Genomic DNA, 25,400 nt, shown 5'->3' on the forward strand with positions numbered 1-25,400 from the left:
ACCAATCTGACCCACGTGCTCAATGGCACTCAGTCTGAACAGTGTCACCCCGACCGGCCACATCAACAATATTATCTACTGGTGCGCTGGTATCTTCAATATACGAGGTCTGACATTCGGACACGATCTCGACAGTCGCGTAGTCGGACATCGGGCCTGGCTGGAAAAAAGGCCACGCTAATGCTGGACAAGACACCGTTGGAAGTGGATAAGGCTGAGGTCGTGTCTGAATGTCAGACCTGACCCCGGCTGTGCCGTCTGTGGGCAAAGAAAAAGCCGCGCGGTGCGCGGCTTTCGGGGTTAGCGGCCGTAGCCGCGACGGTCATCGCGGTCCCAGCGGTCGTGGCGATCGTAACGGTCGCGGCGGTCATGACGGTCCCAGCCGCGGCCACCGTCACGGTATTCGACGTAGACCGGACGTGGTTGCACGTACACAGGACGCGATTCCACGTACACCGGGCGTGGCTGGACATACACAGGGCGCTGCTGGACGTAGACCGGACGCTGCTGGACGTATGCCGGTTGCGACTGGTAATACCCGCCGCGATTGTCGTAATAGTTACCGCGATCGCCGTAGTGGCGACGGTCATCGCGCGAGTGGACCGAGTTGCCCACTGCCGCGCCGATCACACCGCCGGCCACCGCGCCGCCGGTACCGCCGACTGTGTGGCCAACAACTGCACCGAGCACGGCGCCGATGGCCGTATTGGTACCACGATCGCCGGCCATTGCCGCCGGCGATACGGCGACGGCGGCCAGCAGCACAGCACCAAAGGTCTTCGATTTGAACATGGCTTTTTCCTTTTTGCCCCAGCGGAGATCGGAATGATGTTCTCGCTCACCGGGTAAGAATCACTATATTCTTGGTTTTGAATAGTGCCATCTGCTAATACAGATTTTTACAAGTGATGCTCGGTCTGTAACATCCTCGCTTGCATCTCGGCCCATGTGCCCCATGTAGCTTCTATTGCTTTTCATCTATTTCCCTCATGCGTCCAAGCCGAAGCTTTCTCGTCGTTCTCTTTTTGATGGTCATGCTGCTGGTGTATATCGGCGTGCGCCTGTTGCCCGACCTGGCCTTTGGCATGGTCGGCAACCTTGTTTCAGGACTACTGCTATGCCTGCTGGGGATCCTGGTGCCGGTCGGGCTGATGTCGGCCTCGATGCGCCGGCGCCGCTGGTCCGATGCTGTGGCATGGGTCGGCTTGCTGTCGATGGGTCTGTTCTCGTCGCTGCTGGTGGCGACGGTGCTGCGCGACCTGGTGCTGCTGGCGCTGATCGTCATTGGCGCAGCAACGGCCCCGGTGCTGTACATCAGCGCGCTGGCGGTGCCGCTGGTCGCGCTGGTGGTGACGCTGATCGGTTACGCCAACGCGCGCCGCGTCGCGCGCATCGTGAAAGTCGATGTGCCGATCCGTGACTTGCCGGAAGCGCTGCACGGCTACACGATTGCGCAGATTTCTGACGTGCACGTGGGCCCGACCATCAAACGTGCCTACCTGAACGCCATCGTCGATAAAGTCAACGCGCTGGAAGCCGATGCAATTGCCGTTACGGGCGACCTGGTCGACGGCAGCGTGCAGCGGCTGGCGCCGCACACGCAACCCTTGGGTCGCCTGCGCGCAGGCGATGGCGTGTATTTCGTGACCGGCAACCACGAGTACTACTCGGGCGCGCTCGAGTGGATTGCCGAAGTGCGGCGCCTGGGGTTGAATGTGCTGATGAACCAGCACGTGATCGTGCACAAGGGCGACGCGCGCCTGATGATTGCAGGCGTGGCCGACTATCACGCCCACCATTTCCACCCCGAGCACAAGAGCGATCCGCAACGCGCCGCGGCCGGTGCGCCGGCCGGCGTCGGTGCGCGCGTGCTGCTCGCGCACCAGCCGCGCAGCGCGACCGCGGCGGCCGCGGCAGGGTTCGATCTGCAACTGTCGGGTCATACGCACGGCGGTCAGTTCTTCCCGTGGAACCTGTTCGTGCCGCTACAGCAACCGTTCGTGGCTGGCTTGAACCGGGTGCGCGAGATGTGGGTGTACACGAGCCGTGGCACGGGCTACTGGGGCCCGCCGAAGCGCTTCGGGGCGCCGTCGGAAATCACGTTGGTGCGCCTGGTGACGGCCTGACAGTCGAACTTGGCCCCGGCCTCTCCATCAGGAAAGTCGGGGCAAAACCTTGCCGGATGCGCTATTGTTTGAATCCTTTCAATACCGCAAGGATTCACGCATGAACTTCCCCGGTCGCCATCTTCGCCGTCTTCCCATCCTGGGCGCCATCGCTGGCGCGCTGATCGTCCCCGCGGCCCTGGCCGCCAGTCCCGGCAACGATCCTGCTGCGCTGGTCAAGATCCGCGACGCGGCGATGACGAGCGACTACGCCTGGCAACGCACGGAAGACATGACCGACCTGATCGGCCCGCGCCTGTCAGGTTCGCCTGGCGCGGCGGCGGCGGTGACCCAGGTTGCTGAAGCCATGCGCAAACTGGGCGCGAAGGTGACGCTGCAGCCGGTGAAGGTGCCGCACTGGGTGCGCGGGATCGAGACGGGCGAACTGGTCGATTACACGGGCCGCCCGGCAGGCATCACGCAGCGCATCGTGCTGACCGCGCTGGGCGGCTCGGGCGCCACGCCGGTCGAAGGCCTCGTCGCGCCGGTGCTCGTGCTCAATAGTTTCGAGGAACTCAAGGCGCGCTCCGCCGAGGTCAAGGGCAAGATCGTGCTGTTCGATGTCGCCTTCGACCAGCACATGGCCGACCGCGGCCTGGCCGGCCCGGCCTATGGTGCGGGCTCGAACTACCGCCGCAACGGTCCGCGCCTGGCGGCCGAGCTGGGTGCTGTCGGCGCACTGGTGCGTTCGGTCGGTGGCGCAGCTTACCGTTTGCCGCACACGGGTTCGTCCGGCCTGTCGGACGACGCGCGCATCCCGGCAGCGGCCGTGACGGCGGAAGACGCCATGCTGATGGCGCGCCTGGCCAAGCGCGGCCCGGTCAAGCTCAAACTCGTGCTGACGCCGAAAAACCTGCCCGACGCCGACAGCTTTAATGTGATCGCCGATCTGCCGGGCACGGAAAAGCCGGAAGAAATCGTCATCGTTTCGGGCCACCTCGATTCGTGGGACTTGTCGCCCGGTGCGCACGATGACGCGGCCGCCGTGGCCAGCGCGATGGCTGTGTTCGACGTCCTGAAAAAACTCGATTACCGGCCGCGCCGCACGATCCGCTTCATCGCGTGGATGAACGAAGAAAACGGCATGCGCGGCGCGAGCACCTACCTTGCCGCCGAACAGGCAAACGCCGCCAGGCACTTCGGCGCGATAGAAAGCGACAATGGCGTTGGCCGCCCGTTCGGCCTGCGTGCCAGCGTCACGCCGCAGTCGGTCAAGCTGTTCGCGCCCCTGCAAGCAGCCTTGCAGCCAATCGGCGCCGGCGTGTTCCAGCGCCAGGACGTGCTGGCGACGGGCGACCTGGCCGGCCTGGAACGCGCAGGCGTGCCAAGCTTCGCGCCGATCGTCGACACGGCGAACTATTTCGACATCCACCACACGCCGGCCGATACGCTGGACAAGGTCGATCCTGACAGCCTGCGCCGCAACGTCGCGCTGATGGCGGCCACGGCCTGGTATCTGGCTAATATGGAGCAGCCAATCGGCCGCTCCAGCGTGCCGGCGCCGTGACGCGGGTCAGGTTGCAGGTCAGCCCGCGGTTCAGGCCGCCGTACTGATCCGGCGTACCGCGCGCGCATGCCCGCGGTACGGCCGGCCATAGATGGTCTGGATGCCACTGGCGAAATTCTGGCCCCAGACCAGCTGGGCGCGCGTGGCATGCGGCTCGCTGGACCAGTACCAGTCGCGCTGGAACGATTCGCGCAGGTTGGCAAACAGCAGCGCCAGCTCGCGCCGCGTGGGCAGAGCGCCGTCCTGGCTGGCGGCCCAGTCGGCGGCCGTGGGCCAGCTGACGTCGGCGCTGTCGCCTGGCAGCAAGACCAGGTGGTAGTCGGGGTCGTCTTTGCCCAGGATGAGACCAGCGTATTCTTCACCCTCTTGCAGCAGGCCCCGGATTTGCATGTATTCGCCCATGGATTCACCTCACGTGTGGTAGCAATCCGGTAAGACTGGCGAACACGACGTTTGGTTGCATCCCGGGTTCGATCCAGATCAGACAACTGACGGGTTCCAGGATATTCATACCGCCGGACTGTGCGGCGGGATGGCTCAGGCGTCGCTGTCGATGGGTTGCGCCACCTCAGGTCCACCGGCGCCGGCGTGATTGACCTGCGTGCTGACTTCGTGCCAGGCAAACGCGTCCGGGGGCAGGGCGGCCGAGCGGGCCAGCGCCAATGCCTCTTCGCTCGACAGCGCCGGATCGAGCCAGCGCTCGGCGTCCTGCGCGTCCAGCACCACCGGCCGCCGGTCGTGGATATCGAGCATGCCGCCGGAGGCATCGTCGGTCACGATGACAAAGCCGGCCTCGGCGCGGTTTTCGGTGAAACTGCCAAAGTTCGCAAGCGCCAGCATGAACAGCGGCGCACCATCCTTGCGGTGGATATGCCACGGCTGCTTGCTGCCTTTTTCGCCCGTCCACTCGTACCAGCCCGAAGCAGGTACGAGCGCGCGCCCTGATTTGAGCAGGCCGCGCCAGTAGCGGTTGTCGAGCTTGTCCATGCGCGCGTTGATGGTCACCGGGACCTTGCCCTTGGCCCAGCGCGCCTGGTAGCTCCAGTACACGTCATCCACGCGTCGTTCACCGTCCTGCAGATGCAGCACAGGGCGATAGGTGCCCGGTGGCACGTTATAGGCCGGTTCGGATTCGCTGTCATACACGGCGTCGAGCCAGCCGATGACGCTGGCGTAGTAACGGGCCGTTTGGCTTTGGTCAAGTCGTCCACACATGGGAATCATGGTAGCGCAACGCGGCCGGGCGCGTCGCACTGCGTTTGCCGACGCGCGACGCGTGTGGCATTTGGCCGCAGCACGCCGCAATGGTATGCTCAGGAATACAACGATTGATGAGGAGCAGGTATGGCAGCAGGTTGGTGGACAGTATTGAGAACGGTTCCCTGGAGCGACGTAATCAGCGCAGCGCCGCAGGTGGCAAATGGCGCGCGGCGGCTGTGGGACACGGTCAACCGCAACCGGCAGGGCATGCCCGACGAGCCAATGGGCGTAGCGCCCGGGATGGCGGGGCAAGAAGAAGACGTGTTCGATATCCTGATCCGCAGCGTCGAGCGCAATGATGCCGAAATCACCGATCTGCGTAACCAGATGCGTTCGGCCTCCGAGATCATCGCCAACCTGGCCGACCAGAATGCGCAACTCATCGCCAAGATGGATGCCCAGCGCCAGAAGATGACGTGGATGGGCGCGACCGCAGCGCTGTCCGGCCTGCTGTCGGTCGTGGCGCTCGTGCTCGTGGCCGTGCGTACCTAGTCGACAAAGGCTGTCATGAAAGTCGTCCTGATTTGCGCAACGCTGTTCATCTTCTTCTCGATGCTGATGAACAGCGCGCGCAAGCGCGGCAAGCTCGGCGATAACGCCAACCGCGCCGTGACCGGCCTGGCCACGTCGATGCGCATCTTCGTCTACGGCCTGCTGTGCTGCGTCGTGATTCTCTGCTGCGCCATGGCCTGGCACATGCTCGGCCAGCAAGCCTGACAGGGTGACGACGCCAACGCCGGGTTTGGCAATCGGACTCGTATCGCGCGTGCTCGATCTCGTCGATTGCGGCGTGATCGTGCTCGACGCGCAGGCCCGTATCGTCCACTGGAATGGCTGGCTGGTGCAGCGCTGCGGGCGCGGCGCGGCACGCGTCGTGGGCCATCCCCTGATCGAGGTGTTTCCCGTTCTGCGCGGCTCGCGCGTCGAAGCCGCCGTGCAGGCGGCGCTGACCGACGGTACGGTCACCACCCATGTACCCGATGCCGGCAACCGCAACCCTTTTCCTCTACGGCCGGCCGGCAGCTTCGACGGCGACCTGATCGACCAGGCGGTGGCAGTCACGCCGTTCGACGACGTGGGCCAACGGTTTTGCCTTGTTGAAATCCGCGACATCAGCGACACCGCCGAGCGCGAGCGTCGTCTGCTGGAGCACGCCGAGGCCATGCGGGCGCGCTCGTTCATCGACGGCCTGACCGGCATCGCCAACCGCCGCCAGTTCGACGCCACGCTGGCGCGCGAGCTGCGGCGCGCCCGGCGTGCCGACACCCCACTCGCGCTGCTGATGTTCGATATCGATACGTTCAAGGCCTATAACGACCATTTCGGTCACCAGGATGGCGACACGTGCCTGATCCGCGTGGCACAGGAGATTGCAGACATCCTGAAGCGGCCCGCCGATCTGGCCGCGCGCTATGGTGGCGAAGAATTCGCGGCGATCCTGCCCGACACCACGCTTGAACAGGCGCGGGCGATGGCCGAGCGCATTCGCGCCCGCATCGCTGCGTTGAACCTGCCGCACGCCCCGGCCGCTGTCTACCGCCACGTGACGGTCAGCGTGGGTGTGGCCGCGTTCGGGCCCGGCAACCAGACTGACGAAGCCACGCTGATCGACGCTGCGGACGCGGCGCTGTATGCCGCCAAGGATGGCGGCCGCAACTGCGTCGTGGCCGATGGCGACACTAGACCGGCAGCGGCATCTTCTCCAGCAGCTTGTCCAGCGTGACCGGATACTCGCGCACCCGCACGCCAGTGGCGTTGTAGACCGCATTGGCAATCGCTGCCGCCACGCCGCACAGCCCCAGTTCACCCACACCCTTGGCCTTCATCGGCGACGAATACTCGTCTTCTTCATCAAGGAAAATCACGTCCTGATGCGGGATGTCCGCATGCACGGGCACCTCGTAGGTCGCCATGTCGTGGTTGGCAAAGAAGCCCAGGCGCTTGTCGACCACCAGGTGCTCCATCAGCGCGCCGCCCACACCCATCGTCATCGAGCCAATGACCTGGCTGCGCGCCGACTTTGGATTCAAGATGCGGCCTGCCGCGCAGACGGCCAGCATGCGCCGCACGCGCGTCTCGCCCGTGACTGAATCGACCGCGACTTCGACGAAATGCGCGCCGAAGGTGGATAGCTGGTTCTTTTTTGCCAGCTCGCCGAACTCGATGACATCTTCGGCCACCAGTTCGCCGCCCTCGGCCGCCTTGGCCAGCGGCTGGCTGGCGCCGCCAGCGCGCACGGTGCCGTCGGCAAACACCGGGTCCGTCATATTCAACCTGGCGGCAATCTGTTCGCGCAGCTTGACGCAGGCCGCGTACACGCCGGCCGTTGCACTGTTCGCGCCGAACTGGCCGCCCGAGCCGGCGGACACGGGAAAGTCCGAGTCGCCCAGCTTCACCTTCACGCGCTCGAGCGGCAAGCCCAGCATTTCGGCGGCCGTCTGCGCGATGATCGTGTAGCTGCCGGTACCGATGTCGGTCATGTCCGTTTCGACGGTCAGGATGCCATCCGTACCAAGGCGCACGCGGGCGGCCGACTTCACCACGGGGCTGTTGCGAAAGGCAGCCGCGACGCCGTGGCCGATCAGCCACTGGCCCTCACGGACCTGGGCCGGTCTGGCATTGCGCGCCTTCCAGCCGAAGCGTTCGGCCCCGGTGCGCAGGCAGTCGACCAGACGCCGCTCGGAAAACGGACGGTTCGGCTTTTCAGGGTCGACCTTCGTGTCGTTCAGGATGCGCAGCTGCACCGGGTCCATCCCGAGCTTCTCGGCCAGTTCATCCATCGCGATTTCCAGGGCCATCAGGCCCGGCGCCTCGCCTGGTGCGCGCATCGAATTGCTCTCCGGCAGATCCAGCACGGCCAGGCGGGTCGTCGTCATCCGGTGCGCACCCGCGTACAGCAGGCGCGTTTGCTGCGTGGCGACCTCGGGCCGGCCACCCGGGAGGTTGCCGTTCCATGTTTCATGGCCGATGGCCTGGATGCGGCCATCGCGGCCCACGCCGATGCGCAGCCGCTGGATCGTCTTCGGCCGGTGCGTCGTGTTGTTGAAGATCTGGTGGCGCTGCAAGGCCACCTTGACTGGGCGGCCGGCGGCGCGGGCACCCAGCGCGGCCAGCACCGCGTCGGTGCGCAGGAACAGCTTGCCGCCGAAGCCGCCGCCAATGTAAGGCGAGACGACGCGCACCTTGTCCTTCGTGATGTTGAGCGTCTTGGCCAGATCGGTGCGGCACCAGTCGACCATCTGGGTCGACGTCCAGACCGTGAGCTTGTCGCCGTCCCAGCGCGCGGTGGTCGCATGCGGTTCCATCATCGCGTGCGCCTGGTCGGGCGTCGTGTAGGTGGCGTCGAGCTTGACGGGGGCACTGTCGAACATGCGTTCGAAGTCGCCAACGCGGGTGTCGGGCGGATAGTCGCGCTCGGGCTTGGGCGGCACGCCCGTGTCCTTGACGCTGGCCAGATCGAAGCTGCCCTTGGCCTCGCGGTAGCTGATCCTGACCAGATGGGCGGCGGCGCGCGCCTGCTCGAACGTCTCGGCCACCACGAGGGCGACGGCCTGATGGTAGTGCATGACCTCGGGCCCGCCCAGGAGCAGGGCGGTGTTCTTCTGGCCCTTGCCCAGTGTGCCGGCGTTGGCTGCGGTAACCACCGCCAGCACACCGGGCGCGCGGCGGGCGGCTGCATCGTCAATACTCACGATCGTGCCCTTGGCGATCGTGGCGCCGACCATCACGCCGTGGGCGGCGTCCGGTACGGCGGCGTGGTGTTCATAGGCATACGGTGCCTGGCCAGTGCACTTGAGCGGGCCATCGACACGGTCGTATGGCTTGCCGACGTGGCGCAGCGTGTCGATGGGATTGGTAGTAGCGGGGGTAGTAAATTTCATGGGCTCGGCCTTTGTTCGCCGCCGCATGGCGCGGGGGAGGGGTTCGGTGCACCGGAAAAAAGAGGGGAGCGCCTCGTGGCCGCCAGGGACGGGGCCACGAGGGCAAGGTGGCGAACGGCATCATGCCGCCGCCACGGGCACTTCAAAAGACCATCAAACCGACAGTGGCATCTTTTCGATCAGCTTGTCGAGCGTGATCGGATACTCGCGCACACGCACGCCGGTCGCGTTGTAGATTGCGTTGGCAACGGCCGCAGCAACACCGCACAGACCTAGCTCGCCGATACCCTTGGCCTTCATTGGCGATGAGATTTCATCTTCTTCCTTCAGGAAGATGACTTCCTGATGCGGCACGTCGGCGTGCACCGGCACCTCGTAGGTCGCCATGTCATGGTTGGCGAAGAAGCCCAGGCGCTTGTCGACCACCAGGTGCTCCATCAGCGCGCCGCCGATACCCATCGTCATGCCGCCGATGACCTGGCTGCGTGCCTGCATCGGGTTCAGGATACGGCCTGCTGCGCACACGGCCAGCATGCGGCGCACGCGCGTTTCGCCCGTGACCGAATCGACCGCGACTTCGACGAAGTGCGCGCCGAACGTCGACAGCTGGTTTTTCTTGTCCAGGCCGCCGGTGAATTCGATCGTGTCTTCGCCGACCAGCTCACCACCCGCCGCCGCCTTGATCAGTGGCTGGCTGTTGCCGCCCACGCGCACGGTGCCGTCGACGAATTCGGCGTCGGCTTCCTTCACGCCCAGCTTGGCCGCGACCTGCTCGCGCAGCTTGACGCAGGCTGCGTACACGCCCGAGGTCGCGCTATTGGCGCCCCACTGGCCACCCGAACCCGACGATGCCGGGAAGTCTGAGTCGCCCAGACGCACATCGATGCGATCAAGCGGCACGCCCAGCATTTCGGCCGTGGTCTGCGCAATGATCGTGTAGCTGCCGGTACCGATATCGGTCATGTCGGTTTCCACCGTCACGCGGCCATCCGTGCCCAGTTTGACGCGCGCGCCCGATTTCATCACCGGACTGTTACGGAAGGCAGATGCCACGCCATGGCCGATCAGCCAGCGGCCTTCACGGACCTGGCCCGGCTTGGCGTTGCGCTTGGCCCAGCCGAACTTGTCGGCGCCCATGCGCATGCACTCGATGTAGCGGCGCTCCGAAAACTTGCGGATCGGCTTTTCCGGATCGACCTTGGTGTCGTTCAGGATGCGGAACTGGACCGGGTCCATGTTCAGCTTTTCGGCCATCTCGTCCATCGCCACTTCGAGCGCCATCATGCCCGGCGCTTCGCCCGGTGCGCGCATCGCATTGCCTTCGGGCAGATCGAGCTCGGCCACGCGGGTGGTGGTCATGCGATCGGCGCCGGCGTACAGCAGACGCGTTTGCGCGGTCGCCACTTCGGCGCTGCCTTTTGGCAGGTTGCCGTTCCAGGTTTCGTGGCCGATGGCCATGATGCGGCCGTCACGACCGGCACCGATGCGGATGCGCTGGATCGTTGCCGGGCGGTGCGTGGTGTTGTTGAAGATCAGGTGACGATGCAGCGAGACCTTGACTGGCCGTTTGGCCGCGCGCGCGCCCAGGGCTGCCAGCAGTGCATCGGCGCGCAGGAACAGCTTCGAGCCGAAGCCGCCGCCGACATACGGCGAGACCACGCGCACTTTTTCTTTCGGGATGGCCAGCGTCTTTGCCAGGTCGCTGCGGCACCAGGCGATCATCTGGTTCGACGTGTAGACCGTGACCTTGTCGCCTTCCCAGAAGGCGGTCGAGGCATGCGGCTCCATCATCGCGTGCGACTGGTCCGGCGTATGGTAGGTGGCGTCGAGCTTGACAGGCGAGGTCTCGAAACCGCGCGCGAAGTTGCCCGTCTTGGTATCCGGCGGATCCTGTTCGCCGGTCGGTTTGACGGCGTTGCCTTTTTCGGCGTCCAGGTCGAAGCGACCCTTCTGGACCGTGTAGTTGACCTTGACCAGGCCGGCGGCGGCGCGCGCCTGCTCGAACGTTTCCGCCACCACCAGCGCGACGGCCTGGTGATAGTGCTGGATGTTCGGGCCGGCCAGCAGGTGGGCGGTGTTCATGTCGCCCTTGCCCAGTTTGCCGGCGTTCTCGGCCGTGACAACAGCCAGTACGCCCGGTGCGCGGCGCGCCGCCTCGATGTCGATCGATGCGATGCGGCCTTTAGCGATACCGGAGCCCACGACGAAGCCTTGGGCGGCGTTCGGTACTTCCTTGTGATGCTCGTACGCGTAGGGCGCGGTGCCGGTGGTCTTGAGTTTGCCGTCGATGCGGTTGGTCGGCTGACCGACATAGCGCATGCGGTCAATCGGATTGGTGGTTGCTGGAGTCAGGAATTTCATGGCTTAGGCTTTCTTTGCGTCTTGCATTGCTGCGGCCAAAATACGGTGAACCAAAGGAACCTTGAAGGCATTCTCTTCGGTGGTCTTGGCGCCGGCCATCAGGCGGTCGGCCACGGCCTTGGCGCCCGCGCCCATCTGCTGCTCGGCGGCTTCGACGCGCCATGGCTTGTGGGCCACGCCGCCAACAGCCACGCGGCCGCTGCCGTCCGGGAGGATCACGGTGGCAACCGACACCAGCGCGAACGCATACGATGCGCGGTCACGTACTTTCTTGTACGCGTGCACGCCACCCAGCGGCTTCGGCAGCGTCACATACGTGATCAGCTCACCTGGTTCGAGCACGGTTTCGATGTGCGGGGTGTTGCCCGGCAGGCGGTGGAAATCGGCGATCGGGATCGTGCGCTTGCTGCCATCGGCGCGCACGGTTTCGACCTCGGCATCCAGCAGGCGCATGGCCACCGCCATGTCGCTCGGGTGCGTGGCGATGCAGGCATCGCTCGTGCCGACCACGGCCAGGTTGCGCGTGAAGCCGCCGATGGCGGCGCAACCGCTGCCCGGCTGGCGCTTGTTGCACTTTTGCGCGGTGTCGTAGAAGTACGAGCAGCGGGTGCGCTGCAGCAGGTTGCCCGACGTCGTTGCCTTGTTGCGCAACTGGGTCGACGCGCCCGACAGCAGGGCGCGCGACAGCACGGCGTAGTCCTTGCGCACGCGCGGGTCGGATGCCAGATCGGTGTTGCGCACGAAGGCGCCGATGCGCAGGCCGCCGTTGGCAGTGGGCTCGATCTTGTCGAAGCCCAGTTTATTGACGTCGACCAGGGCGCCCGGCGTTTCGATCTCGAGCTTCATCAGGTCGAGCAGGTTGGTGCCGCCGGCGATGAAACGTGCGCCTGGTGTGCGGGCCACGGTCTGCGCTGCCTGTGCAGGCGTGGTGGCGCGTTGGTAAGTAAAGACCTTCATGCTTTGACCCCTCCCACTTCCTTGATGGCATCGATGATGTTGGAGTAGGCGCCACATCGGCAGATATTGCCGCTCATGCGCTCACGGATTTCTTCCACGGTCATCTGTGGTTTGGCGTTGAGGTCGGCCGTGACGTGGCTCGGCATGCCGGCGCGAATTTCTTCGATCACCGACACGCTGGCACAGATCTGGCCCGGGGTACAGTACCCGCACTGGTAGCCGTCGTGCTTGACGAAGGCAGCCTGCATCGGGTGCAGTTTGTCCGGCGTGCCGAGACCTTCGATCGTCGTGATCTTGGCGCCGTCGTGCATGATCGCCAGCGACAGGCACGAGTTGATGCGGCGGCCATCCATGATGATGGTGCAGGCGCCGCACTGGCCCTGGTCGCAGCCTTTTTTCGAGCCGGTCAGGTGCAGATGCTCACGCAGCGCGTCGAGCAGCGTCGTGCGCGTGTCGAGTTCGAGCGTGACGTCCTTGCCGTTGACGTTGAAGGAGACGCCGACCTTGACCGGCTCCGGGTTGGCGGCCGGGGCGTTGGCGGCCGTTTGCGCGTTTGCGCCCGGCATTGCCACGGCCGAGGCCGATACCGCGCCGGCGATCAATACATCGCGCCGAGACAGCTTGATTTCCCTGAATTGTTCCATGTTTGGAAGTTCCTTCTATACAGTACGTTGTTCACCGTGGCGTTGGCGTCGATACGAGGGCGCCGCCCAGGCGAAAAGAAATGACAAGATAATGCGTTGATTTTATGTCAGCTCGCGTGAAGGCCGCGCTCCCTTGAAACCTGAAGCACTTTGGTGTAATAGCCATGTTGAGAGTACGTGTTTATATCCGGCGGCGTAGCTCAGCCACTAACACCCGGGTTGCTCCACGTAGTACAATCCGGGCGGCGCGGGCATGGCGAAATTGGTAGACGCATCAGACTTAAAATCTGCCGCCGTGAGGCGTGCCGGTTCGATTCCGGCTGCCCGCACCACGAATGATCCCGGCGCTCCACAGCGCCGATGCACGAACCCTGGCGCGCAACCCCCAACCATCCAGGCAGGGCAAGCGCAGCTCAGCGGTCTCGTCTGTATGGTGTAGCATGCCATGCGGCACCTCAATGCCGCCGCCGCACCACGACACTCCCCAGCACGACATGCAAGGACCCGAATTGAATATCACGATCAACGACGAATTGCGCTCTTTCGTCGATCCACTCAGCCCGATCGAACAAGCCGCGCTCGAGCGCAGCCTCTTGGCCGAAGGTTGCCGCGATGCATTGGTACTCTGGCGCGATACGCTGATCGACGGCCACAATCGCTATGAACTGTGCCAGAAGCACGGCATCCCGTTCCGCACCGTCCACAACAACACGTTCGAATCGATCGAAGACGTCATGCTGTGGATGATCGATAACCACCTGGCGCGCCGCAGCGTATCGGACTTCCAGCGCGGCGTGCTGGCGCTGAAGAAGAAAGAGATCGTCTCGGCCCGCGTGGCCGAGCGTCCCGCCGATGAGGGTAGCGATGCCGACGCGGCGCTTGACCCTGCCTCGCCGCCATGGAATACGCGCGAAGATGTCGCGCGTGCGGCGCGTGTGTCGAGCAATACGATCAGCCAGATCGAGCGCATCCAGAAAGCCGCCACCCCCGAGCTGCGAGAAGCGGTGCGCACCGGCACCATCTCGATCAATGCCGCCGCCAATGTGGCGCAGCTGCCCGAATCAGCGCAACTGGCCGCCGTGGCCGGCGGACGCAAGGAATTGCAGCAGGCCGCGCGCCAGGTGCGCGAACAGAAAAGTGCGGCCCGCCCGCGCAAAGAGAAAGAAGTGATCGATCCGGCCGACGAGCTGGCCACGCTGCGCAGCGAGCGCGCGGCGATGAAAGATCGCCTGGCCACGCTGCTGACCGAAAACGAACGCCTCAAACAACGCCTCGTCAACGCCGGTCTCGGCGCCGACTGAACCTCGCCACGCCCTGAAGGAGTCCGCCCGTATGCCCACGTCACGTTCGTTCACGCCGGCATTGCTCGGCTTGCTCCTGATCGGCGCCGCTGCGCCATCGTTTGCCGTTGCGCCCAAGAAGACACCGATCGTCGCTACCAGCGCGCAAGCTGCGCCGAGCGCGGCCACGGTCGCGCGCTGGAAGGCGACGGCCGAGCGCGTGACGATCATGCGCGACAAGTGGGGCATTCCGCACGTGTTTGGCCGCACCGATGCCGATACCGTATTCGGCACGCTGTACGCACAGGCCGAGGACGACTTCAACCGCATCGAGCTCAACTACATCAATGCGATGGGGCGCCTGGCCGAAGTCGAGGGCGAGGCCGAGATCTGGCGCGATCTGCGCATGAAGCTGTACGTGCAGCCGGCCGCCATGCAGGCGCAATATGCCGCCAGTCCCGCCTGGCTGCAGAACCTGATGAAGGCGTTTGCCGATGGCCTGAACTACTACCTGTACACGCATCCCGAGGTCAAGCCGAAGCTCCTGACCCATTTCGAGCCGTGGATGGCGCTCACGTTCAGCGAAGGCAGCATCGGTGGCGACATCGAATCGATCGAGCTGGCCGACCTGGCCGCGTTCTATGGCAAGCGCCCGGCAGTGGCGCAACTGAATGCGCAATTGGATCTCAAACGCCATGACCCGCGCGGCTTCGCCCCCGAACCGCGCGGCTCGAACGGCTTTGCCATCGCGCCGAAACTGAGCGCCAACGGCCGCGCGCTGTTGATGATCAACCCGCACACATCGTTCTACTTCCGCCCCGAAGTGCACATGGTCAGCGAAGAGGGCCTGAATGCCTATGGCGCCGTGACCTGGGGCCAGTTCTTCATCTACCAGGGTTTCAACGACAAACTCGGCTGGATGCACACGTCCGGCGGTGGCGACGTCATCGACGAATACCTGGAAACGGTCGTCGACCGTAACGGCGAGTACTTCTATAAATACGGCAAGCACGAAGCGCCGATGCGCAAGGTCGCGATTGCGCTGCCGTACAAGATGCCGGATGGGACGATGGCCAGCCGCAGTGTCACTGCCTACTTCACGCACCACGGCCCGGTCGTGCGCGCCGAGGGCGGCAAGTGGGTGTCGGTCAAGCTGATGGACGACCCGCTCAATGCGCTGACCCAGTCGTACACCCGCACCAAGGCGCGCGACTACAGCGCGTTCTACAAGGCCATGGAGCTGCGCACCAATTCGTCCAACAACACCGTGTATGCCGATGCGAAGGGCAATATCGCTTACTTCCACGGCAACTTCATCCCGAAACGCGACCCGCGCGTGGACTGGACCCGCCCGGTGGACGGCAGCAATCCCGCCAACGAATGGCAGCGCCTGCACGAGATCGACGAAACCATCACGCTGTTCAACCCGGCCAGCGGCTACATCTTCAATACCAACAACTGGCCCTGCACGGCAGCTGGCGTGAGCAGTCCAAAGTGTGCGAGCTACCCGTCGTATATGTGGTCGCTGCCCGAGAATGCGCGTGGCCGCAATGCCGCGCGCGTGTTCAAGGAGGCCAAGGGACTCGACATCGACAGCCTGATCGCGGCCTCGTACGACACGCGCCTGCAGGCGTTCGAGCCGCTCGTGCCGGCCGTCATTGCGGACTACGACGCCTTGCCGCCGGAAGACCCGCGCAAGGCGGCGCTGGCCGAACAGATTGACGCGCTGCGCAGCTGGAACATGCGCTACGCCATCGACTCGGTCCCCACGTCGCTGGCCGTGTATTGGGGCCAGGACCTGGTGGCGCAGCACGGCGCACGCGCAAAACTCGAGACGATTCCGCCGGTCGATTACATCGCCCAGCGCTTGACCCCTGCGGACCGGCTCGACGGCTTGCTGCGCGCGTCGGAGAAACTGACGGCCGACTTCGGCGACTGGCGCACGCCATGGGGCGAGATCAACCGCTTCCAGCGCCTGTCGGGCGCGGTCGACCAGCAATACGACGACAGCAAGCCCAGCATTCCCGTGCCGTTCACATCGGCCAACTGGGGTTCGCTGGCCTCGTTCGGCATGACGGCCAAACAGACGACAAAGCGCATCTATGGTGACCGCGGCAACAGCTTTGTCGCTGCCGTCGAGTTCGGGCCGAAGGTGCGCGCCAAGAGCATCCTGGCCGGCGGCCAGAGCAGCGATCCCCGTTCGCCGCACTTCAACGATCAGGCCGCCATGTATGCGCGCGGCGAGTTCAAGGACGTGCTGTTCTACAAGGAAGATATCGAGCGCAATCTCGAGCGGAAATACCATCCGGGCAAGTGACGATCGGGCCGCGATTGGCTGGCGGCGTACGTTGCCGGCACGCTATAATCGCAGCCTTCGTCGCATTGGATAGACAGGCAGGACAGGGCAGTGGCCAAACTTTATTTCAGGTACTCGGCGATGAACGCCGGCAAATCGACGGCCCTGTTACAGGTCGCGCACAACTACGAAGAGCAGGGCCAGCAGGTCAAGCTCTACACGGCAGCCATCGACAACCGCTACGGCGTTGGCGTGATCACGTCGCGCCTGGGCGCGCAGCGGCCGGCCGAAGTCTTTCACGCAGACACCAACTTTCTTGACCAGGTAGAGAACGTGGCCTGCCTGCTGGTGGACGAGTCACAATTTTTGACAGCGGCCCAGGTCAGCCAGCTGCACCAGCTGGCCCAGCTGCGCGGCGTGCCCGTGATCTGCTACGGCCTGCGCAGCGACTTTCGCGGCGAGCCATTCCCCGGCTCGGCCTATCTGCTGGCGCTGGCCGACGATATCGAGGAAATCAAGAACATCTGCACCTGCGGCAAGAAGGCGACGATGAATATCCGCGTCGACGAGCAGGGCCGCCGTATCCGCGAAGGCGAGCAGGTCAGTATCGGCGGCAACGAAAGCTACCGCCAGGCGTGCGGGCGCTGCTTCTACGCACGCTGACACGATGCTCGGCGGCTGCAGCGCCTGGCTTCCCGCCGCCGCCTGCGCCATGGCGGCATCATCGCTCGACATCCTCATCTATCTGATGCCGTCGGCCGCACTGGCGTTCCTGCTGTGGATCGCCTCGGCCGCGCACCCTGTCTTTTTCGTGTTCACCGCCGCCGGCACACTGTGCCACGAACTGGCCCATTTCTCCGTGGGCCTGCTCACCAATGCCGAACCGGTCGGGATGAGCGTGCTGCCGCGCCGCATCAAGCGGGCCAAGGGCAGCAAGGCAGGTGGGCACAACTGGGAACTGGGCTCGGTCACGTTTGCCAACCTGCGCTGGTACAACGCAGCGCCGGCAGCGCTGGCGCCGCTCCTGGTGCTGTTCGTGCCGCTGGGCGTGGCCTGGTGGCGCACGCGTCATGGGCTGGCCTTCGAGCCGGTCGACCTGGCGTTGATGGTGTTTCTTGCTCCACAGTTCCTGTCGTTCTGGCCGTCGCCTGTCGACTGGAAGCTTGCTGCGCGGTCGTGGCCATGGGCGCCGCTGCTGGTCCTGGTCGGTTTGCTCTGGTATTACGGCGACACGCTATTGATGCTTGTCAAAGGGTAAATACAGGGAGCATGGGCAGGCTTACGGCAACCTTAATTGTCAGTATTTGCGGTGCCGCAAACGGGTCAGGCTGCCGCTTGCGCGCCGATCTACCTGTAGAATGAAACGAAAAGCGCGGTATGGCAGGTTTGCCTTGCGCCATGCCGCAACCGCAACAGGAATCCCGTTCGGAGAATCGCAGAATGAAGAAGCACGTGCTCCTCGCCGCCATGGCGTTTGCCATGTCCGCCCATGTGGTGACCGCGCAGCCCGAGAAATCCGCTGCCGTCGCAACGCCACCGGCTCCGGCCAAGCCCGCCGATTCGGCGAAGTCTGCTGCCAAGCCCGCCGGCAAATCCGCCACCCCGGCCATTCCAGCCGACATGAAGCCGATCGCCGCCCAGACCCAGGCCGCGCTGTGGGCCTCGCGCGTGCTGGGCCGCTACCACTACAGCCCGGTCCCGCTCGACGATGCCATGTCGGCCAAGATTTTCGATAAATACTTCGAAGGCCTCGACAGCGAAAAACTGTACTTCGTGCAGGCTGACCTCGACAACTTCGGCGCCCTGCGCACGAAGATGGACGACGCCATCAACAACGAAGACCTGAGCGCGCCATTCTCGATCTACAACATGTATCAGAAGCGCTTCGGCGAACGCATGGCGTACGCGCGTAGTCTGCTCAAGGGCAACTTCGACTTCTCGACCGAAGAAACGATGCAGCTGGACCGCGAAAAAGCATCGTGGGCCAAGAGCGAAGATGAAATCCACGATCTGTGGCGCAAGCGCGTCAAGAACGACTGGCTGCGCCTCAAGCTTGCCGGCAAGGACGATAAATCGATCCGCGAAACGCTCGACAAGCGCTACGAGAACTACGTCAACCGCATTGGCAAGCTGAACAACGAAGACGTGTTCCAGATGTTCATGAACGCGTACGCCACCGCCATCGAGCCGCACACCAACTATCTTGGCCCGCGCTCGGCCGACAACTTCGATATCGCGATGCGCCTGTCGCTCGAAGGCATCGGCTGCGTGCTGCAGTCGCGCGATGACTACACGATCATCCGCGAAGTCGTGCCTGGCAGCCCGGCCGAAAAGTCCGGCAAGCTCAAGGTGGGCGACCGCATCGTCGGCGTCGCACAGGGCAATGCACCGTTCACCGACGTGCTCGGCTGGCGTCTGGACGACGTCGTCGCGCTGGTACGCGGCGAAAAGGGCACCACGGTCCGTCTGGACGTGATTCCGGGTGACGGCGGCGTCGACGCCAAGCACGTCAGCGTGTCGATGGTGCGCAACAAGATCAGCATGGAAGAGCAGGCTGCCAAGAAGTCGATCATCAAGGTCAAGGAAAACGGCGTCGAGCGCCGCATCGGCGTGATCGCGCTGCCGACCTTCTATCAAGACTTCGAAGGCCGTCGCAAGGGTGAAAAAGACTTCCGCAGCGCCACGCGCGACGTCGAGCGCATCCTGGTCGAGCTCAAGAAAGACAAGGTCGACAATGTCCTGATCGACTTGCGCAACAACGGCGGCGGTTCGCTGACCGAGGCGGTCGAACTGACGGGCCTGTTCATCGACAAGGGCCCGGTCGTCATGCAGCGCACGGCAGAAGGCCGCGTCGAAGTCGAAAGCGACGTCAAGGCCGGGCTGGCGTGGGATGGCCCGATGGGCGTGCTGATCAACCGTGGTTCAGCCTCGGCGTCCGAGATTTTCGCGGCGGCGATCCAGGATTACGGTCGCGGTCTCGTCATTGGCGAGCCGAGCTTCGGCAAGGGCACGGTCCAGACGCTGATCGACCTCGACCGCTTCGCACCGGGTGAAAAAGCCCGCTACGGCGAGCTGAAGATGACGATCGCCCAGTTCTTCCGTATCAATGGCGGCACCACGCAGCTGCGCGGCGTGACGCCGGACATCAAGTTGCCCGTCATGACCGACCTCGACAGCTTTGGCGAATCGTCGTACGACAATGCGCTGCCATGGGTGGCGATCAAGCCGGCCACCTACATGCCGGCGGGCGACCTGAAAGAACTGGTGGCGCCGCTGCAGCAACGACATGAAGCGCGTATTGCCAAGGACAAGGACTTCCAGTTCCTGCAAGAAGACATCGCTGAAGTGCTCAAGCTGCGCAAGGAAAACGTGATTTCGCTGAACGAGACCATCCGCCGCAAGGAGCGCGATACGCAGGATGCCCGCTCGAAGCTGCGTGAAGCCCGCCTGGGCGGCACGTCGGCGACGCCGGACGAGCCTGTCAGCGGTCCGGGCAGCAAGGAAAAGCGCGCCGAAGCGCCGGATCCAACCAAGGCCAAGAAGTCGGTGGTCGCCGTGCGCGGTACGCCGCGCCAGGATGACGGTCTGCAGGCCGATGAGCGCAATCTGCAATCCGAGCTGGCAGCAGAAAAGGCGGCCAAGGATGCCAAGGACGTCATGCTGCAAGAGGCTGCCAACATCCTCACCGATGAAGTGGGCATGCTCAAGACGGACATGCGGATGGCGTCGCGCGTGATGCCGTACATGGTCGTCGCGCCGGCCGGCGGGGCTGTCAGCGCCACCGTCAAGTAAGCGTCACAATCAGCGCGACAACGTCGCGCCACGCAAACAAGGCTGCATTCTTTCGGATGCAGCCTTTTTTATTTGCACTACAGATGGCCCAGTCAGGTAGTGACAAAATAATATGAGAATTGTCATAAAAATATCAACATTGCTTTATGCGTGGCCAGCGTGCCTATTTTGTTTGAGGAATGAAATCTGTGTTGTTCATCCTATAAAATTTTGATTCGTTGGGATGAATAAGCCGTCAGATGATGTAGATTTGGCATGCACGATTTGATTTCAACCGACAGTTGACTTTCCGTAACGCATGCTAGGATGACTTCGTGCTTGTAAAAAGAATAATCTTTAATTTCCTAGGAGTTACTTTCATGTCAATTCGCCACCTTGTTGTTGCTTCGCTTCTGATCTCCGCCGGCGCGGCCCAGGCCGATGTCGTGTCGTCGACTTCGCAACCTGCGTTCCAGAACGGCTGGACTACGGGTAATGGTTCCAGTGTCATTGGCTCCGGCGTATTCGGTAGCGGTGTCAGCCTGGTTGGCGGCATTGCACACAATGCCAATACGGATCTGACATCAGTTCTGGTCGGCAAAGCAAGCGCCAGCCTGTCGCAATCGGATGCCCAGAAACTGTTTGTACAGCAAGGCATCGACGCCAGCTACGTGCTGAGCGCCGGTAACGGCTTGCTGGCAGCACGCTTCGGTAACTCCGCAGCAGTCATCAACGATGGCGACGGCGTCAAGATCGTGCAAGGGCAGACCGGTCAGAGCAGCAGCGGCGCAACGTCGCCAGTGGCTGGCGGCGCGGCCGGCGGCGGCGCGGCAGTTGGCGGCGGTAGCGGCGCCAGTACCGGTTCCGCAGGCGGCTCGACTGGCGGGGTCTCGACTGGCGGCGGTTCGGCTGGCGTTGGCGCCAGCGATGGCAGCGCCCCGGCAAGCGGTGGCGGTGCGAGCGGTGGTAGCGCGCCAGTTGCCGGTGGTAGCGGCAGCGTCGACATCAGCCTGCCGCCTGTCACGGACGAGACCGGTGATAGCAATGCGAACCAGCCAGTGACGGAGCCGGTTGCAGCGGTGCCGGTCGCCGCCGATCCGAGCCTGATCCTGCCAAATGAGATCAACGAAGTGCCTGAGCCAGGTACGATCGCGTTGATGCTGGCCGGTCTGGCTGGCGTGGGCATGATCGGTCGCCGTCGCAAGGCCAAATAAGTCTCTTGATGTTGCATGCAGGGCAGTGTTGATGGCTGCTCGATCACCATGGCGCCAGCCTCGTCTGGCGCCATTTGCATACTGGTGCCTTCGACGTGGTGCCAGGTTTGTCAGCCTGGAATGCTCGGAACCGATGTTTTGATATGGTTTCGGCATGGTCCAGCAGCAGGACTGACGCCAAAAGCCGACACATTTTAATTCCTTGAGTCAATTTTTATTCTTTCTGGCATAGAATCTACGCTGCAAGAATTAGACCAAGGAACGGTATGGCACGGCCAGAGAAAGTGCGTCTCGGCGAAGTATTGATGCAGCAAAAGCTGTTGAGTGAAGAACAACTCCAGCAAGCCCTCGCGGATCAGAAGCGCACCGGTCGCAAACTCGGGCGCGTGTTCGTCGAGAGCGGCTTTGTCACCGAGGATCAGATTTCAGGCGCACTGGCGCGCCAGCTCGACATCCCGTACATCAATCTCAAGTTCTACAACATCAATGCCGACCTGGTGCGGCTGTTGCCCGAGACGGCCGCGCGTCGTTTTCGCGCACTGGTGCTGGAAGACCGTGGCGACGCCATGCTGGTGGGCGTATCCGACCCCACCGACCTGTTTGCCTACGATGAGATTGCGCGCCTGATCAAGAAGGGCGTCGAGCTGGCCGTGGTCAACGAGACCGAAGTGCTGGGCGCGATCGACCGCATCTACCGCCGCACCGGCGAGATCACCGGTCTGGCGCGCGAAGTCGAGGCTGACCTGGGTGACGTGTCCATTGACTTCGGCGCGCTGGCGGCCAACCCGGGCCTCGAAGAAGCGCCGATCGTCAAGCTGCTGCAATCGGTGTTCGACGATGCCGCCCAGGTGCGTGCATCGGACATCCACATCGAACCGCAGGACGGGCGCCTGCAAATTCGCTTCCGCATCGACGGCGTGCTGCATCTGCAGACCGAGGCCGACCTGAAGGTGGCCACGCCGCTGGCGCTGCGCCTCAAGCTGATGGCCGACCTGGACATTTCCGAAAAACGTTTGCCGCAGGATGGCCGCTTTGCCGTCAAGGTGCGCAACCAGCGTATCGACGTGCGTATTTCGACGATGCCGACGCAGTACGGCGAATCGGTCGTCATGCGTCTGCTGAACCAGGGCGGCACCAATCTGCGCCTGGACGCGATCGGCATGCCGGCGCGCCTGGTGGAGCGTTTCCGCGCGATTGTCGCGCGCCCGAACGGGCTGGTGCTGGTGACCGGGCCGACCGGTAGCGGCAAGACGACGACGCTCTACAGCGCGCTGGCCGAACTCAATTCGGTCGAGAAAAAACTGATCACGGTCGAGGACCCGGTCGAGTACCGCCTGTCGGGCATCAACCAGGTGCAGGTCAACGACAAGATCGAACTGTCCTTTGCACGCGTGCTGCGCTCGGCACTGCGGCAAGACCCGGACATCGTGCTGGTGGGCGAGATGCGCGACCAGGAAACGGCGCAGATCGGCCTGCGCGCCGCAATGACGGGTCACCTGGTGCTCTCGACGCTGCACACGAACGATGCCGCCAGCACGCCGCTGCGCCTGATGGACATGGGCGTGCCGCGCTACATGGTCGGCGGCTCGCTGCAAGCCGTGCTGGCCCAGCGCCTGGTGCGCGTGATCTGCGAGAGCTGCACGGTCGACTACCAGCCGGCCGCAAACGAAGTCGAGTGGCTGCGCTCCGAACTGAAAGAGCTCGCCGCGACCACGCGCTTTTTCCACGGCAAGGGCTGCTCGCATTGCAATGGCACCGGTTACCGGGGCCGTACCGGCGTCTACGAATTGCTGGAAATGACACGCGCCGTGACCGAGGCCGTCAACCATCCCGATCCGGGGCACTTCCTGAAAGTGGCCCAGGCCGAGATGCGCGGCGACACGCTGCGCCGCCATGCGGTCAGCCTGGCCGTGCAGGGGCGCTCGACGATCTCCGAGGCGATGCGGGTCAGTAACCAGTTCGACGATTGAGCCGGGGACCGATAAACGATGCCATTTTTCGCCTATAAAGGCCGCGACGGACGCGGCGAGTTGCTGCAGGGCGTGCTCGAAGGCGCCGACAGCGGCGCCGTCGCCGACCAGCTGTTCGGCAGCGGCGTGACGCCGCTCGAGATCAGCGTGACCAAGCGCCGCGCGACCAGTGGTGGCGCCGGGAGCAGCAGCGTGGGCTGGCGCGAGCGCCTGTTCGAGAAAAAGGTCACGTCGATGGATGTGCAACTGTTCAGCCGCCAGATCTACACGCTGCTGAAATCCGGCGTGCCGATCATGCGCGGGCTGGCCGGGCTGCAGGAGTCGGCCATCAGCCCGGCGTTCGCGCGCATCATCAAGGACCTGCGCGAGTCACTCGACGCCGGGCGCGAGCTGTCCATCGCGATGGGCCGTCACCCGCTCGTGTTCACGCCGTTCTACCTGTCGATGGTGAAGGTCGGTGAAATGACGGGGCGCCTGGAAGAAGTGTTCCTGCGTCTGTTCGACCACCTCGAGTTCGATCGCGACATGCGCGAGCGCGTCAAGACGGCGCTGCGCTATCCGACCTTCGTCGTGATCGCCATGGTGCTGGCGATGGTCGTCGTGAATGTTTTCGTGATCCCCAAGTTTGCCTCGGTCTTCGCGTCGTTTGGTGCCGAACTGCCCCTGATGACGCGCGTCCTGCTGACGACCTCGCAATTCACCATTGCGTGGTGGCCGGCGCTTGCCGGCGTGACTGTTGCATCCATTGTCGGCTTCAAGGCATGGACCCGCACGGTAAATGGCCGGCTGGTCTGGGACCGCGTCAAGCTGCGCCTGCCCATTGCCGGCAAGATCATCCACAAAGGGACGATGGCGCGTTTCGCGCGCAGCTTCGCGCTATCGCTGCGCAGCGGCGTACCGATCGTGCAGGCATTGACGGTGGTGTCGCAGACGGCGGACAACGCCTACCTCAGTTCGCGCATCGACCAGATGCGCGACGGCGTTGAACGCGGGGAGAGCATCCTGCGCACGTCGACCGCTGCGAACGTGTTTACGCCGATCGTGCTGCAGATGATCGCCGTGGGCGAGGAAACCGGTTCGATCGACGACCTGATGGATGAGATCGCCCTGATGTACGAACGCGAAGTCGACTACGAGCTCAAGACACTCTCGAGCCAGATCGAGCCGATCCTGATCACATTCCTGGGTGTCATGGTGCTGATACTGGCGTTGGGTATTTTCCTGCCAATCTGGGATCTGGGACAGGCGGCATTGCATCCGAAATAACACAGGGTCGCAGCCGAGTGTTGCGTAATGGCACCAAAATAAGGCTTGCCGGGCGGAAAAGTCGCACTAGCTCAAAATACTTTGTGGAAAGTTCTTCCTGGATATCGAAATTTCCTAGGGCCAATGTAGAATTCTTTATGCGCTCTCCGCCGTCAGGCCTGGATGAGGGCGAAGATATCAGGAGGATCGGTCCACGGCGTGCCTTGGTGCACCGTTCCTCGATCAACCAGTCGAAAGGAATTTTTTCCTTTCAATCATACGGAGAGTAGCGATGAACAAAGGTTTCAACAAAGGCGCGCAAGGCGGTTTCACCCTGATCGAACTGATCGTCGTGATCGTCATCCTGGGCATTCTGGCAGCAACGGCGCTGCCGAAATTCGCCAGCCTGAGCGGCGATGCCCGTGCAGCGTCGCTGCAGGGCGCCCGTGGTGCCCTGAGCGCCGCGTCGTCGATGTTGCGTGGCAAATTCCTGATTACCAATGCCACCGACATCGTTGTCGAAGGCGAGACCATCAAGATGGTCAATGGCTACCCAAGCGTGGCCACCATTGGCGCGGCAGCGGGTCTGAGCGACAAGGACTACAAGTCGGCAATCGCTGGTCAAACCGTGACGTTCACGCCGTTGAACATGCCGGCAGCCCTGGATAACACCTGCAACGTGCGCTACACCGAAGCGACCGCCGCTGTCCCGGCACCGGTCATCCAGGTGATCAGCACCAAGTGCGAATGATCCTTGTGAGCTGATCAAGAAAGCGCTGCTGCGGCAGCGCTTTTTTTATGGCGCAGCCCTCGTCAGCGCTGGATGGCACCAGGCGTGGAAAGCGGGAG

The 25,400-nt window shown here is 63.6% G+C and carries 21 protein-coding genes and 1 tRNA gene; 15 read left to right on the forward strand and 7 right to left on the reverse strand.

Features of this window, described 5'->3' with window-relative positions; translation table 11 throughout:
- Positions 1-300 precede the first annotated feature (300 nt).
- Entirely contained in the window at positions 301-792 is a 492-nt protein-coding gene (locus tag AC56LW_RS18915) for a glycine zipper 2TM domain-containing protein (protein ID WP_499636766.1), read from the reverse strand.
- Between the two features lie 197 nt (positions 793-989).
- Between AC56LW_RS18915 and AC56LW_RS18920 the strand changes: the two genes are divergently transcribed.
- Both AC56LW_RS18920 and AC56LW_RS18925 read left to right on the forward strand, forming a co-directional pair.
- A complete protein-coding gene (locus AC56LW_RS18920; protein ID WP_499636768.1) occupies positions 990-2,126 on the forward strand; it encodes a metallophosphoesterase in 1,137 nt (378 codons plus the stop codon).
- 100 nt (positions 2,127-2,226) lie between these two features.
- Complete coding sequence (locus tag AC56LW_RS18925) at positions 2,227-3,672, forward strand: M20/M25/M40 family metallo-hydrolase (protein WP_499636770.1); 1,446 nt, start codon at positions 2,227-2,229, stop codon at positions 3,670-3,672.
- Between the two features lie 30 nt (positions 3,673-3,702).
- Here AC56LW_RS18925 and AC56LW_RS18930 read toward each other — a convergent pair whose 3' ends face one another.
- Together AC56LW_RS18930 and AC56LW_RS18935 are read right to left on the reverse strand one after the other, a co-directional pair.
- Positions 3,703-4,074 (reverse strand): Lcl C-terminal domain-containing protein, encoded by a 372-nt coding sequence (locus tag AC56LW_RS18930; protein WP_332532917.1) that lies wholly within the window; start codon positions 4,072-4,074, stop codon positions 3,703-3,705.
- Positions 4,075-4,209: 135 nt separating this feature from the next.
- Complete coding sequence (locus tag AC56LW_RS18935; protein ID WP_499636772.1) at positions 4,210-4,887, reverse strand: SOS response-associated peptidase; 678 nt, start codon at positions 4,885-4,887, stop codon at positions 4,210-4,212.
- A 129-nt stretch (positions 4,888-5,016) separates the two neighbouring features.
- On the opposite strand from AC56LW_RS18935, the gene AC56LW_RS18940 reads away from it, so the two are divergent.
- Genes AC56LW_RS18940 through AC56LW_RS18950 form a run of 3 tightly spaced genes read left to right on the forward strand, consistent with a single transcriptional unit; the run spans position 5,017 to position 6,655 of the window.
- The gene (locus tag AC56LW_RS18940; protein WP_183551696.1) at positions 5,017-5,424 is read left to right on the forward strand and encodes a hypothetical protein; all 408 of its coding nucleotides are present in this window, start codon (positions 5,017-5,019) and stop codon (positions 5,422-5,424) included.
- Positions 5,425-5,439: 15 nt separating this feature from the next.
- Positions 5,440-5,649, forward strand: coding sequence for a hypothetical protein (locus AC56LW_RS18945; RefSeq protein WP_258837803.1), 210 nt, complete (start codon positions 5,440-5,442; stop codon positions 5,647-5,649).
- 25 nt (positions 5,650-5,674) lie between these two features.
- On the forward strand, positions 5,675-6,655 hold the full coding sequence (locus AC56LW_RS18950; RefSeq protein WP_499636774.1) for a diguanylate cyclase: 981 nt from the start codon (positions 5,675-5,677) through the stop codon (positions 6,653-6,655).
- Here the strand turns inward: AC56LW_RS18950 and paoC (AC56LW_RS18955) are convergent.
- The 4 genes from paoC (AC56LW_RS18955) to paoA all read right to left on the reverse strand — a co-directional run bounded on the left by paoC (AC56LW_RS18955) (position 6,612) and on the right by paoA (position 12,775).
- Positions 6,612-8,813, reverse strand: a complete 2,202-nt coding sequence (gene paoC / locus AC56LW_RS18955) for an aldehyde oxidoreductase molybdenum-binding subunit PaoC (protein ID WP_499636776.1) — start codon at positions 8,811-8,813, stop codon at positions 6,612-6,614. The two genes, AC56LW_RS18950 and paoC (AC56LW_RS18955), sit on opposite strands and share 44 nt — an antisense overlap.
- Positions 8,814-8,966: 153 nt before the next feature.
- Positions 8,967-11,174, reverse strand: coding sequence for an aldehyde oxidoreductase molybdenum-binding subunit PaoC (gene paoC, locus AC56LW_RS18960; RefSeq protein ID WP_499636778.1), 2,208 nt, complete (start codon positions 11,172-11,174; stop codon positions 8,967-8,969).
- Between the two features lie 3 nt (positions 11,175-11,177).
- On the reverse strand, positions 11,178-12,131 hold the full coding sequence (locus AC56LW_RS18965; RefSeq protein ID WP_183551707.1) for an FAD binding domain-containing protein: 954 nt from the start codon (positions 12,129-12,131) through the stop codon (positions 11,178-11,180).
- The gene (paoA, locus tag AC56LW_RS18970; RefSeq protein ID WP_183551712.1) at positions 12,128-12,775 is read right to left on the reverse strand and encodes an aldehyde dehydrogenase iron-sulfur subunit PaoA; all 648 of its coding nucleotides are present in this window, start codon (positions 12,773-12,775) and stop codon (positions 12,128-12,130) included. Before paoA ends, AC56LW_RS18965 begins: the two co-directional genes overlap by 4 nt.
- Before the next feature lie 247 nt (positions 12,776-13,022).
- On the opposite strand from paoA, the gene AC56LW_RS18975 reads away from it, so the two are divergent.
- From AC56LW_RS18975 to AC56LW_RS19020, 10 genes are all read left to right on the forward strand, one after another.
- Positions 13,023-13,107 (forward strand) — tRNA-Leu (locus AC56LW_RS18975).
- Positions 13,108-13,284: 177 nt separating this feature from the next.
- Complete coding sequence (locus AC56LW_RS18980; RefSeq protein ID WP_499636781.1) at positions 13,285-14,076, forward strand: ParB N-terminal domain-containing protein; 792 nt, start codon at positions 13,285-13,287, stop codon at positions 14,074-14,076.
- A 31-nt stretch (positions 14,077-14,107) separates the two neighbouring features.
- On the forward strand, positions 14,108-16,372 hold the full coding sequence (locus AC56LW_RS18985) for a penicillin acylase family protein (RefSeq protein WP_499636783.1): 2,265 nt from the start codon (positions 14,108-14,110) through the stop codon (positions 16,370-16,372).
- A gap of 90 nt (positions 16,373-16,462) precedes the next feature.
- Entirely contained in the window at positions 16,463-17,014 is a 552-nt protein-coding gene (locus tag AC56LW_RS18990) for a thymidine kinase (protein WP_183551718.1), read from the forward strand.
- Positions 17,015-17,018: 4 nt separating this feature from the next.
- Positions 17,019-17,609, forward strand: a complete 591-nt coding sequence (locus tag AC56LW_RS18995) for a hypothetical protein (protein WP_499636785.1) — start codon at positions 17,019-17,021, stop codon at positions 17,607-17,609.
- Between the two features lie 182 nt (positions 17,610-17,791).
- The gene (locus AC56LW_RS19000; RefSeq protein WP_499636787.1) at positions 17,792-20,143 is read left to right on the forward strand and encodes a carboxy terminal-processing peptidase; all 2,352 of its coding nucleotides are present in this window, start codon (positions 17,792-17,794) and stop codon (positions 20,141-20,143) included.
- 359 nt (positions 20,144-20,502) lie between these two features.
- Positions 20,503-21,336: a PEP-CTERM sorting domain-containing protein gene (locus tag AC56LW_RS19005; RefSeq protein WP_499636789.1), complete on the forward strand. Its 834-nt coding sequence runs from the start codon at positions 20,503-20,505 to the stop codon at positions 21,334-21,336.
- Positions 21,337-21,602: 266 nt separating this feature from the next.
- A complete protein-coding gene (locus tag AC56LW_RS19010; RefSeq protein ID WP_499636791.1) occupies positions 21,603-23,306 on the forward strand; it encodes a GspE/PulE family protein in 1,704 nt (567 codons plus the stop codon).
- Between the two features lie 18 nt (positions 23,307-23,324).
- Positions 23,325-24,572, forward strand: coding sequence for a type II secretion system F family protein (locus tag AC56LW_RS19015; protein ID WP_499636793.1), 1,248 nt, complete (start codon positions 23,325-23,327; stop codon positions 24,570-24,572).
- 271 nt (positions 24,573-24,843) lie between these two features.
- On the forward strand, positions 24,844-25,302 hold the full coding sequence (locus tag AC56LW_RS19020; RefSeq protein ID WP_499453443.1) for a type II secretion system protein: 459 nt from the start codon (positions 24,844-24,846) through the stop codon (positions 25,300-25,302).
- The last annotated feature ends 98 nt before the right edge of the window (positions 25,303-25,400 follow it).

It is taken from the genome of Telluria sp. LT2P80 (assembly GCF_059685955.1).